Origin of the sequence: Frankia sp. QA3, assembly GCF_000262465.1 — a bacterium.
Taxonomy (GTDB): Bacteria; Actinomycetota; Actinomycetes; order Frankiales; family Frankiaceae; genus Frankia.
Genome location: NZ_CM001489.1, coordinates 3,611,475 through 3,622,731 on the forward strand (window position 1 = coordinate 3,611,475; position 11,257 = coordinate 3,622,731).

Consider the following 11,257-nt stretch of genomic DNA (forward strand, 5'->3'; position numbering starts at 1 on the left):
CGGCGCGGCCATGGCCCAGGCCGGGCCGGCCCGGCGCAGCAGCAGCGCGTCGGGGTGGCCGGCGTTGACATAGTGCAGTTCCCCGCTGCGCGGATCGACGACGGCGATGATGGCGGTGGCGAACATCTCCTCGGTCTCGCCGAGGTTCTCCACCGCCCATTCCACCGCGGCCGCCGGCCCCGCGCCGGTGGACAGCGCGGCGTCGAGGAGCTGTTTGAGCCGCAGGGCGAAGACGCCTGCGGCGGCGCCGTGGCCGGAGACGTCGCCCACGACCACGGCGACGCGCCCGTCGGGCAGCTTGAAGGCGTCATACCAGTCCCCCGCGAGCTCCCCCTGGGCCGGATCGACCCGACCATGCAGCATCAGCCCGCGGGCATGCAGCAGCGAGGGGGTGAGCGCGTCCCGCAGCGCGATGACGGCGGGCCCCTGCTGCGCGAGGGCCTCCCAGGACCGCTCGTTCTGCCGCACGAGGCGCACGAGCTGGGCGCGCATCGTCTCGACGTCGGCCGCGAGGGCCACGATCTCCGCCGGGCCCACGGAGGGGATCCGCGTGTCGTACCGCCCGGCCGCAACGGCGTTGACCGAACGCTGCAGGGCGCCGATCGGGCGCAGCAGCCAGCGCCGCAACACGACCATGATCGTCACCAGGACGCCGAGGATGACGAACATCGCGCTGGCCAGCGAGCTCAGCAGCAGCACGGAGGCGCTCTCGACCCGGCCGGACGCCTCGACCTGCTCACGGTCGATCTGGTCGGCGAGGCCAGCGACCTGGCTGCGCAGCTCGTCGAAGTCGCGGCGGGCGTTCGCGCGGACGATCTCGGCGGCCTCGGCCACGTCGCCGCGGGCCATCGCGGCCAGCTCCGGCTCGACGACCTCGCGCCGCCAGGTCCCGTAGGCGACGTCCACCCGGGCCCGCTGCGCCCGCAGGTCGGGGAAGTCGGCCAGCAGGTCGTCCAGCCGCGCCGTGAGCGCGGGGATCGAACGGTCGGAGCCGTCGAACGGCCCCAGGAAACCACGGTCGCGGGTCACGATGTACCCGCGCAGCGCGCTCTCCTGATCGACGAAATCGGCGAGGAGCATCGCGGCGGTCGTGGCCGCCGGGTCCAGATGCTTGCCCCGCTCGGCGGCGGCGTGCCGCGACCGCAACGCGGAGGCCACGGCCAGCACCAGCATCACGATGATCGCGATGCTCGCGAGCAGCGTCAGCGTCCGGATGCCGCGCCGGAGGCCGGCCGTTTCGCCCACACCAGGATTGTCGTCCACCCGTCGGGGGCGGGTTGTGCCGGGTGACAGGCGCCGTGGCATCCGGGCTGAGCTGCGCGGTCGTCCGACGATCGGCCCGGGCTTGCAACCCGGTGGGTTCGGCGCACCCGGTCAACCGAAGGAAAACGAGCAGGTCCACCGGGACATAGCCGGCGGTGCCGCCGCACCCGACCTTTCAGGAAGCCGCCCGACCCACCCCTGGGCGCGAAAGCGAATAAGCCCGCAATGAAGCGAAAAAAGGTATTTGCTCATCCTCCTAGAGCCGCGGCGCGTGACGAGGTCAGCCGGCGAGAAAACACGGGATGGAGCCGCGGAGTCGGAACCCCGCCCGTCGGCTGGTCGTTGGCATCCGTGGACGTGGCGCCCCCTGACTTCCGCGGGCGCGCGTCGCCCGACCGGGCCGCGAGCGCACACGGGCCGCCCCGGTCGCACTCCCCGAGGCTCGCCGTGGCGGGGACACCCCGGCGGCAGGCATTCGACATACAGGGTGGGAGCAGCACCACGATGACTTTCGGTTCGGCCACCGACCCGGCCCACGCGCACCGCGGCCCGGCGCGCGTGCCGGCCACCTCGCCGGCCTCCATGGACACCGCGGCGGGCATGGACACCGCGGCGGGCATGGACACCGCGGCGGGCATGGCCCGCTCCGACACGGCGATCTGGACCCGCGGGCTGTCCAAACGCTACGGCGCCCGGCGCGCCGTCGACCATCTCGACCTCCAGGTGCCCCGCGGGGCGCTGTCCGGCTTCGTCGGGCCGAACGGCGCCGGCAAGTCCACCACGCTGCGGATGCTGCTGGGCCTCATCCGGCCATCGGCCGGGCACGGTCACGTCCTGGGCGAGCCGATCACCGAGCCGGACCGCTACCTGCACCGGGTCGGCGCGATGATCGAGGGCCCGACGTTCCATCCGGGCCTGTCGGGCCGGCGCAACCTCGACCAGCTCGCCATCCTGCGCGGGATCGGGGGCTGGCAGCGGGCCCGCCGAGCGCGCCGCGTCGAGGAGGTCCTGGAGCAGGTGGGCCTGGGCAAGCGGGCCGACGACCGGTTCAGCTCGTACTCGCTCGGCATGAAGCAGCGCCTGGGTATCGCCGCCGCCCTGCTGCCCGATCCGTGCCTGCTCATCCTGGACGAGCCGACGAACGGTCTGGACCCGGCGGGCATCCGGGAGATCCGGGCGCTGCTCGGCCAGCTCGCCGGCGCAGGGATGACGGTCTTCGTCTCCAGCCACCTGCTTACCGAGGTCGAGCAGATCTGCGACCACCTCGTCATGATCAATAACGGGCGGATGCTGTTCCAGGGGCACGTCACCGACCTGCTCGCGGCCGAGGACCCGCGCATCCTGATGATCCCCGAGCACGACGCCGACGCGCGCCGGCTGGCCGGGCTGCTCGACGACGAGGGCTTGCGGGTCGAGATCGATCTGTGCAGCGGTCCCCCGGACGCCTCGGCCACCCGGGGCCGCCGGCCGGTGGTCACCGCACACGCCCCGGAGGGACTGGCCGCCCACCTCAACCGGCTCGCGATGCGTGCCGGCATCACCCTGCGTTCGCTGCGCACCCAGCGACCCAACCTGGAGGAGACGTTCCTGCGCGTCACCGGGGAGATCGACGGCGACCTGGTCCGTTCCGCCCAGGCCGCGCAGGCGCCGGACGGGAGCGTGCCGCCGCCCGCGGGCGCCGGGCTCGACCCGGCCCACAGCCGCGGGGGCGCCACATGATCACCGCGTTCCGCGCCGAATGGGTGCCCCTGCTGCGGCCCCGGTTCCTGCTGGGCACGCTCGGCGCCGTGGTCGCCTGTGCCGTCCTCGGCACCGTGCTGACCTTCTTCTCGGTAGGGCACCAGGACTTCGACGGCGATCCGGTCACCGCCGCCGCGCTGTCCCGGCCGGACGGCCTGATCCAGGGCGTGGAGGCCGTCAGCATCCTGCTGGGGGTGGTGGCGCTGTCGGTGGTCGCCGCGTCGCTGGCCGGCGACCACAGCCACGGCACCCTGCGCAACCAGCTCGTCGCCCAACCGCACCGGGCCCGGCTGCTCGCCGGCAAGCTGCTCGCCCTGGCGACCTTCGTCGTCGTTGTCGTCGCGGCGGCCACGATCGTCTCGGTGGGGCTGTCGTTCCTGCTCGCGCCGACCCGGGGGGTGTCCACCGCCGGCTGGAGCGGTTGGGCGGGGCTGGCCGAGCTCGGCACCGGCTTCGTGAACCTGTGCCTCGGGTCGCTGGGGTACGCGGCGATCGGGGCGCTGGCCGCGATCCTGCTGCGCGGGCCGGCGGCCGCGATCGCCGTCGCACTCGCCTACGCGCTTCCGGTGGAGATGCTGATCTCACGCATCTACCACCCGGCGCGCTCCTGGTTGCCGGTGCAGCTTATGCAGGAGATCGCCACCGGCGGCGCCGCCTACGCCATGCCCTACGCCGACGCGCTGCTGCGCGGGGTGCTCTACGCGGGCGTCATGGTGCTGCTCGCCCTGGTGATCTTCCGGCGGCGGGACATGACAGCCTGACCGTCCGGCCGCCGCGACCTGGCGCAGGACCGGCGTGGCGGGCCCAGTGGCCCAGGACGTCAGTGGCCCAGGACGTCAGTGGCCGAAGACGTCGGAGTCCAGGGCGTCGGCCTCGCCGGCGGGCCCGCGGTCCAGGCCCGAGATGGCCGCGACCTCCTCGGCGGTGAGGCTGAAGCCGAAGACATCGATGTTCTCGGCCAGCCGGGCCGGACTGGCCGACTTCGGCACCGCCACCAGGCCGAGCTCGACGTGCCAACGCAGCACGATCTGCGCGGGGCTGCGGCCGTGCGCGGCGGCGATCCGAGTGATCACGGGTTCGTCGAGCAGGCCGGTGCCGGCGCCCAGCGGGCTCCACGCCTCGGTGACGATGCCGTGCTCGGCGTGGTAGGCGCGGACCGCGTCCCGGCCGAGCCGCGGATCGAGCTGGATCTGGTTGACGTCCGGGGCCATCCCGGTCTCGGCCAGCAGCCGGTCCAGGTGGGTCGTCTTGAAGTTCGACACGCCGATGGCCCGCACCTGGCCGTCCTTCAACAGCTCGACGAGGCCCTTCCAGGCGGCGACGTACCGGTCTCGCCACGGGTTGGGCCAGTGGATGAGCAACAGGTCGACGTAGTCGAGGCCCATCCGCCGGGTACTCTCCGCGGCCGCCCGTCGCACCCCTCGCACGCTGTGTGAGCGCTTGTTGAACTTCGTGGTGACGAACAACTCCTCGCGGGGCACTCCGGCGGCGCGCAGGCCGGCGCCCACCCCCTTCTCGTTGCCGTAGTTGTGGGCGGTGTCGATCAGCCGGTAGCCCAGCCCGATCGCCTGTTCGACGACGCCCTGGACCGCGCGGTCATCCAGCGGCCAGGTCCCGAGCCCGAGCTGGGGCATCCGGGCACCATGAGCGAGGGGGACGGTGGGAACGGGCGAAGGCGGCACGGCGCGCAGACCTTTCTGTCACGATGAGGCAGACCCAGCGAGCGGGCCCGGACGCGCGGAGAGCAGACTGCCAGCATGAGTGCCGCCAGGGACGACAGACTCGCCGTACAGCTACCCGCGGACTCCGCGGGCGTCATCCGCTCCGCCGCGGAGGGTGAGGGCCTGTCCCTTGAGGATTTCGCGGTCGAGGCGATGAGGCGGTACGCCCGGGAGGTGCTGGCCGACCGGCGGCTGTTCCGCGTGCCGGACACGGACTGGAGCGCGTTCGAGGCACTGCTCGATGCCCCGCCGGCGGACACTTCCCGGCTGCGCCGGCTGCTCGACGACGAGCCGGGCGCGGAGTAGTCCGCCACCTCCCACCGCCTCCCGACCGCGCCGCCGACCGCACACCCACCGTCCGGGGCCGGCCGCCGATCAACCGCTGGCCGCCGAGCCGGTGAACCGGCCAGTCGGCGCTCCGCGCGCGGTCCCGGCAAGAAGGATGTCACGCAGTGCCCCTCACCAAGCCCGCGGCCCTGACCGAGGCGATGGATCGCACGATCTTCAACAGCGGGGACGACCTGCTCGACGGTTGGCTGCGTCACCACGCCCTCGAACACCAGCAGGACCGGACCACGAACTCGTTCGTGATCGTCGATGCCGGCCGGATCGCCGGCTACTACTGCCTGGCGACGGCCGCCGTGGAGCGCATCCCCGGCTCGCGCCGGCGGTCGCGGCGACCGACCGAGCCGGTCGCGGCCATGTTCGTCGGCCGGCTCGCCGTCGATCTGCGCTACCAGGGCCGCGGGATCGGCGCCCGGCTCGTTCGCGACGCGGTGATGCGCTCGCTCACCGTGCATCGCATGGTCGGCCTGCCCCTGCTGCTCGCCCACGCCATGCGGGCACCCGGGCGCGACTTCTACCGCCACCTCGGCTTCCGCGACGCCCGGTTCGACCCCTACCTGCTGGCGCTGCCGCTGCGCGGCGTGACAGGCGACTGAGCGCTACTCGTCGCCCAGCAGGACATCGAGATCGACCCGCATCAGCCACTGGTCGAGCTTGAACGGCGGGTAGGGCCAGGGCAGGCCGTCGAGCACCATCTGGTTGACGGGCAGCCACAGGCTGCGCCGCAGCGGGTCGACCGCGCCGCGGCGCACCCCGACGTAGCGGGTCGACGGGCCGCGCAGCATGCTCAGCCCCACGTCGATGGGCTGCTCGGTGCGGAAGGTCATCCGCCCGCCGCGCCCCGCCGGCCGCACGACCTGCACCAGGCCGTCGAGGCCGGCGAGCAGGACCGCGCCGGTCCTCGGGTCGACGGTGATGCTGCGGACCAGCCCGCCGCGGTCGGTGCCGGCGACCAGGTAGTCGGGGCGGTTCTCGATGCCCCAGGTGTCCACCGGCCAGTTGCCGGTCGCCGGCGCGCGGGTCACCAGGCCTCGTTCGCGGCCGACCTTCGGGTAGACGGCTAGGGTCTCGGCGCGCAGGCCGTCATTCTTCGTCCGCGCCACGTAGAGCGTGCCGTCGGCGCCGAACACGGCGGACTCCATCCGGGAACCGTCCTGAACGGCACGCACCGCGGTGCTGCACGGGGTGATGGTGCCGCGCGACGCCGAGTAGGAGAACTCCTGGATCGGAAACGGCTGGGTGCTGTAGTCCAGGCCCCGCACGTCGCTGATCAGGACGAACCGCTCGTCGTCCGGTTCGCTGGTCGGATCGGCGACGACCTCCCGCGGGTTGACGACCAGCCCGATGCCCAGCGGCCGGACCTCCGGATACTGCCAGTGCGCCAGGACCCGGCCGGCGGGGTCGACGACGAGTAGCGCCCCGTTGTCGGTCCCACCGACGCCGGTGCCCAGGTACTGGGTGATGACCAGGTGCCCGCTGCGCGGCAGGCGGGCGATGGACGACGGCCCGCGCGGGGAACGCGGCTCCAGCGGCGCGAGCACCGGGAATGCCTGGGCGGCGACGTTCGGCGGAGCTGTCGCGGCCAGCTGCGCCGCCGTCCAGGACGCCTGCTGGTCGTAGACCCACCGATCGGTCAGCCGGTCCCGGCGCAGCTGGCCCACGCTCGGCAGTTCCCCGTCCACGGCCGTGTTCCAGCCGAAGAACGGCATCAGCGAGGTGAAGAGCACCCGCTGGGCGCCGTCCGGGCCGGGCACGACGATCACGTCGGAGGTGTCCCCGCCACCGACGCCGCGGTAGTTCGGATCGAACCGGGGCAGGCTCATGCGGCCCTTCGTCGACGGGATCACCACCCGGGTGAACCGCTCGACGTCCGGCTCGAAGACCTCGATCTCCATGTCGGTGCCGGTCAGCTTCGACTGGTCGTCGGTGAACGGCGTGGTCGTCACGAACACGGTGCCGTCGGCCGACACCGCGGACATGAACGCGGCCTGGCCGGGACCGAAGCCCCACCCCGGCACCTCGGTGATCCGGACCGTCGACTGGCCGCCGTCGAACTCCCCGAAAGTGCCGGGCGCACCGTAGATGGTCAGCAGGTTCTCCGGCAGCTTCGTCACCGAGCCCGCTGGGACCGAGGGGCCCGCGGTGACCCCGCCGACCGGGGCGGACGGGTGGCCCCGGGGCAGGCCGTCGGGCGTCGGCCCGTCCGACGACAGCAGCCGGCCGGCGACGAGCCCGCCACCTGCGGCCGCACCGAGCCCCACGGCGCCCGCGAGCAGCCGGCGGCGGCTCAGCCGGGAGTGCGCCGGACCCGCCGTCCCATCGCCGTCCGGGGCCACGCCCGGCCCGGGAGGGTTCTCCGGCTGGTCGGTGCCGGGCAGGTCGGCGACGCCGATCCAGACGGCCTCGGCGGCACGGTCACGCCGGGCGGCTCGGCCCCGGCGGCGGGCACGGCGACCGCGTTCGGGAGGGCCGATGTCGTCGCCGACGGGGGTACCGGCCCGGCCCGGCAGAGTGTCGGGATCGTCACCACCCGCACCGCCATCGTCGCTGTCGTCGGGGGCATGGCTCTTACCGAAACGGACCTGCCTACCGATCCGGACCGGCTTGCCGCGGCCGGGCAGGGTGTCGTGGTCGTCGGTGCCGTCGCCGGTGAGGCTGTCACGGGCGGTGAGGCTGTCACGGGCGGTGGGGTCGCGTTCCCCGGGCTCGGCGTCCGACGCGGGGGCCTCCGAGGCAGGAGCATCCGAGGCAGAGGCGTCCGGGGCAGCGGCGCCCGGGGCAGCGGTGTCCGGGGCAGGGGCGCCCGGGGCAGGGGCGTCAGAGTCGGGATGGCTCTCGTGCTCAGGGCCGTCATGGGTGTCCCTGCCGCGACGACGGCCATATCTGCCGACCGTGGTGCGCCCGCGCTCACCGCCGTCGGCATCCGAACGGATCTTGGCTGGCATGTGCGGTGGCCTCGCCTCTCAACGCCGGTGGGGCCTCTCAAGGCCGGTGGGTGGGGGACCCCCGGCCGAGTAGGACGACCGTACCCGACGGATCAGAACGACATATCGGACAAGGTCCAAGGACCACGCCCGTCCGGGGGCGCCTAGACCGGCGCGGGGAAGCCCTCTTCGGGGCGGGCTTCGCTGATCGACGCGGCGCCGAGCGACGCGTCCTCGCCGCCGCGGCCGTCGTTCTCGGCCCTTCGGCCCGCCGCCTGCCGGTCGGCGTGATGGAGCTGGACCACGAGCAGCCCGACCGCGAGCGCGGTCACCAACTCGGCGACGAGCGCCGCGGTGGCCGTCGCCATCGAGCCCCCGCCCGCCGAGACCAGCGCCCCCGCCGTCGCCACCGTGGCGACAGCCAGCACCCCGACCACCCGACGCACCCCCGCGCCGAGCAGGTAGGTGGTGAACATGAGCGTGACGGCCAGCAGCGTCATGCTCAGCGCCAGCACCCACAGCGCGGGGGCGGCGCCGGTCAGGTGGGGGCCGAAGACGAGGCCAAGCAGCCAGTTCGCCCCGACCAGGCCGATCGCGGCGAGCAACAGCCCGGGTGCGACGACGAAGGCGAGGGCCACCGCCAGGGTCGCCCCGGCCGGGCGGCCCTCCTTGCGCCGCCGGGCCGCCTCGGGCAGCAGGAAGTTGGCCACCGCCAGCCCGATGAAGACCGGCACCTTGCAGGCCGTCGAGATCGCCGCGTAGCCGCCCACTCCGTCCGAGCCCAGCCAGCCCACGATGACGACATCCATGTTCTGCAGCAGGGCCAGCGGGATGAGCGCACCGAGCGCCACGGTGGCATCGGCGATGACGCTCTGGCGGGCGCTGGCCCGCGGGGCCGGGATCGGCACCGGGATCGGGCCGGTGGCCGGCGGGGTGTCGTCGTCGGGCAGCGGCGCCGACCACGTGCGGGCGATGGCCGGACGGGGTAGCCGCGGGGTGCGGGCGACCGCCCAGCGGGCGTGCTCGGCGCCCACGACCACGCCGACGACGATGCCGAGCCCCGCTCCGTTGACCCCCATGCCCGAGACCACGAAGGCGATCACCAAGCCGATCCGGACGAAACCCTCGACCACGAAGTTCACGGCCAGCCGCTGGTAGGCGCCACGGGCCTGCATCAGGCCGCGCTCCACGCACAGCAGCGTCCACAGCGCGGCGCCGATCGTGGCCTCGGCGATCGCCACCGGGTGGGGGTAGGACATCAGCGCCGCCGCCGGCCGGGACAGCACCAGGGCGGCGACGGTGGCGATGACGATCCCGACGCCGCAGGCGCCGCGCAGCCGGCGGATCCACGACCACTGCTCGCGCCGCGTGTCCCCGGTACCGGATGTCTCGTGCTGCACGACGGCGATGAGCAGGGCGTTTCCGGCGACCGACAGGATCAGGAAGATGCTCACCTGAACGGACACGGCGCCGTAGGATTCGGAATCCAGCGCTCGCGCCACGATGAGATTCATCAGCAGGTTGCAGCCGTTGACGAGCATGCCGGCGACCGCCAGGGCTGCCGGACCGGCCAGCAGGCCGGACACAGCCTCTCGCGAGGGCTTCGCCATCAGTCTCCCCATCGGGAACGGAACACGTCGATCACCCGTGGCGGAACATCGGCCATGGTATGTGCCCGCCGATTTTTCCGACATCTGTAGGTTGCAGGCGAACATGCTAAGCCCTGTCGATCGGACGGAGAGGAACGCCACTGGTGATGGGAAGCCCCAGCACGCCGTATCCCGCCGGACTCGGGGAGCACCGGTACCTGCCCACCCTCGCCGGCCGGCATGTGGTGTTCCTCAACTGGCGTGATCAGGAACACCCGCAGGCCGGCGGGGCCGAGCTGTTCTGCCAGTCGATCGCCGAGCGGTTCGCCGCGGCCGGCGCGCGGGTCACGCTGCTGACCTCCCGGCCGGCCGGGGACGGCCAGTCGGCACCGCCGGTCGCCGAGTCCGTGGCCGGGGTGGACGTCCGCCGCGGCGGGGGCACCTTCGGTGTTTATCCGTCCGTGCTGGGCCGGCTGGCGAGCCTCGGGCGGGCCGGGCACCGCGTCGACGCGGTCGTCGACTGCCAGAACGGGATCCCGTTCTTCAGCCCGCTGGTGCTGCCGGCGTCCACGCCGGTCGTCCAGGTGCTGCACCACGTCCACCAGAAGCAGTTCCCGCTGTACTTCCCGGGACCGGTGGCCAGGGTCGGGCAGTTGCTGGAGGCGCCGGGCAGCCGGCTGGTCTACGGGCGCCGGCCGGTGGTCGTCGTCTCCCCCTCGACCCGGGCCGAGGCGCGCGACGTGCTGGGCCTGCCCGGCCCGCGCTTCCTCGTCCCCAACGGCGTGACCGCCTCCGTCCCCTCCGGCGTGACCGCCTCCGTCCCCTCCGGCCGGACGTCCTCGGGGGATGAGGCGGACACGGTGGGGGGGCGTCCCGCGCCGGCGCCGACGATCGTGTGCGTCGGCCGGCTCGTTGCGCACAAGCGGCTGCATCTGCTCCTCGACGCGCTGCCGGCGCTGGTCACCGATCATCCGGGTCTCACCGTCCATGTCGTCGGCGACGGCCCCGAGCGCGAGCGGCTGGTCGCCCGCGCGGTCGCGCTCGGCCTGACGAGCGACCGCGCCGACGACTCCCACAACGGCGATGTGGTGCGGTGGCACGGCTACACCGACGCGGCCACCCGCGACCGGTTGCTCGCCGCGGCCTGGCTGACGGTGAACCCTTCGCACGGTGAGGGCTGGGGGCTGTCGGTGCTGGAGGCGGCCGCCCTCGGGGTACCGGCGGTGGCGTTTCGGGTTCCGGGGCTGCGCGACGCGGTCCGGGACGGGACGACGGGCTGGCTCGTCGACGAGGGCGTGCCGCTCGCGGGGACGATCAACGCGGCGCTGCGAACGCTGGCCGATCCGCCCGCCGCGGCCCGGCTGCGCGCGGCCGCGCGCGCCTGGGCGGCCGGCTTCACCTGGGACGCAAGCGCCGAGCTGCTCGCCCGGGTGGTCACCGCCGAGATCGACCGGCTGGCCGGGCCCGACGCCCGAGACGACCTCGGGGCGGCCTTCGGCGCCACCGCCAGGGCCGCCGGCCGGCCACGGCGCGCGGCGGGCCTCGCCTCCCGGGTCGGCGGACACGCTGGGAGCGGCCTGTCCGCGCGGGTCCGCGGACGGGCCGGCGGTGGGACGGCTGCGCGGGATCGTCGCCGCGTCGACGACGAGCTCACCCACGCCGCGTTCACGCTGCC

Annotated in this window: 9 protein-coding genes; 5 read left to right on the forward strand and 4 right to left on the reverse strand. The window is 73.8% G+C overall.

The window, feature by feature from the left end:
* On the reverse strand, positions 1 to 1,245 hold a 1,245-nt coding region (locus FRAQA3DRAFT_RS14870), incomplete at its 3' end, for a PP2C family protein-serine/threonine phosphatase (protein WP_157468379.1).
* A 522-nt stretch (positions 1,246 to 1,767) separates the two neighbouring features.
* On the opposite strand from FRAQA3DRAFT_RS14870, the gene FRAQA3DRAFT_RS14875 reads away from it, so the two are divergent.
* A complete protein-coding gene (locus FRAQA3DRAFT_RS14875; RefSeq protein WP_009739855.1) occupies positions 1,768 to 2,982 on the forward strand; it encodes an ABC transporter ATP-binding protein in 1,215 nt (404 codons plus the stop codon).
* On the forward strand, positions 2,979 to 3,764 hold the full coding sequence (locus FRAQA3DRAFT_RS14880) for an ABC transporter permease subunit (RefSeq protein ID WP_009739856.1): 786 nt from the start codon (positions 2,979 to 2,981) through the stop codon (positions 3,762 to 3,764). Before FRAQA3DRAFT_RS14875 ends, FRAQA3DRAFT_RS14880 begins: the two co-directional genes overlap by 4 nt.
* Positions 3,765 to 3,839: 75 nt before the next feature.
* On the opposite strand, the gene FRAQA3DRAFT_RS14885 is transcribed toward FRAQA3DRAFT_RS14880, so the two are convergent.
* Complete coding sequence (locus FRAQA3DRAFT_RS14885) at positions 3,840 to 4,685, reverse strand: aldo/keto reductase (RefSeq protein WP_009739857.1); 846 nt, start codon at positions 4,683 to 4,685, stop codon at positions 3,840 to 3,842.
* A gap of 75 nt (positions 4,686 to 4,760) precedes the next feature.
* On the opposite strand from FRAQA3DRAFT_RS14885, the gene FRAQA3DRAFT_RS14890 reads away from it, so the two are divergent.
* Positions 4,761 to 5,030 carry a DUF1778 domain-containing protein gene (locus FRAQA3DRAFT_RS14890; RefSeq protein WP_009739858.1) on the forward strand — a complete coding sequence of 90 codons (270 nt, stop codon included), beginning with the start codon at positions 4,761 to 4,763 and terminating at the stop codon, positions 5,028 to 5,030.
* A gap of 146 nt (positions 5,031 to 5,176) precedes the next feature.
* Positions 5,177 to 5,665, forward strand: coding sequence for a GNAT family N-acetyltransferase (locus tag FRAQA3DRAFT_RS14895; RefSeq protein WP_009739859.1), 489 nt, complete (start codon positions 5,177 to 5,179; stop codon positions 5,663 to 5,665).
* Positions 5,666 to 5,668: 3 nt separating this feature from the next.
* Here FRAQA3DRAFT_RS14895 and FRAQA3DRAFT_RS14900 read toward each other — a convergent pair whose 3' ends face one another.
* Positions 5,669 to 8,014 (reverse strand): hypothetical protein, encoded by a 2,346-nt coding sequence (locus tag FRAQA3DRAFT_RS14900; protein ID WP_009739860.1) that lies wholly within the window; start codon positions 8,012 to 8,014, stop codon positions 5,669 to 5,671.
* A gap of 143 nt (positions 8,015 to 8,157) precedes the next feature.
* Entirely contained in the window at positions 8,158 to 9,603 is a 1,446-nt protein-coding gene (locus FRAQA3DRAFT_RS14905; RefSeq protein WP_009739861.1) for a lipopolysaccharide biosynthesis protein, read from the reverse strand.
* 146 nt (positions 9,604 to 9,749) lie between these two features.
* On the opposite strand from FRAQA3DRAFT_RS14905, the gene FRAQA3DRAFT_RS14910 reads away from it, so the two are divergent.
* The coding region (locus tag FRAQA3DRAFT_RS14910; RefSeq protein WP_232292059.1) for a glycosyltransferase family 4 protein at positions 9,750 to 11,257 on the forward strand (1,508 nt) is incomplete at its 3' end.

What these genes read in the sequence shown, in the direction of transcription:
- FRAQA3DRAFT_RS14875 (WP_009739855.1), top strand. Translation starts at nt 1,768, where the DNA reads ATGACTTTCGGTTCGGCCACCGACCCGGCCCACGCGCACCGCGGCCCG.
- FRAQA3DRAFT_RS14880 (WP_009739856.1), top strand. Translation starts at nt 2,979, where the DNA reads ATGATCACCGCGTTCCGCGCCGAATGGGTGCCCCTGCTGCGGCCCCGG.
- FRAQA3DRAFT_RS14890 (WP_009739858.1), top strand. Translation starts at nt 4,761, where the DNA reads ATGAGTGCCGCCAGGGACGACAGACTCGCCGTACAGCTACCCGCGGAC.
- FRAQA3DRAFT_RS14900 (WP_009739860.1), bottom strand. Translation starts at nt 8,014, where the DNA reads ATGCCAGCCAAGATCCGTTCGGATGCCGACGGCGGTGAGCGCGGGCGC.
- FRAQA3DRAFT_RS14905 (WP_009739861.1), bottom strand. Translation starts at nt 9,603, where the DNA reads ATGGCGAAGCCCTCGCGAGAGGCTGTGTCCGGCCTGCTGGCCGGTCCG.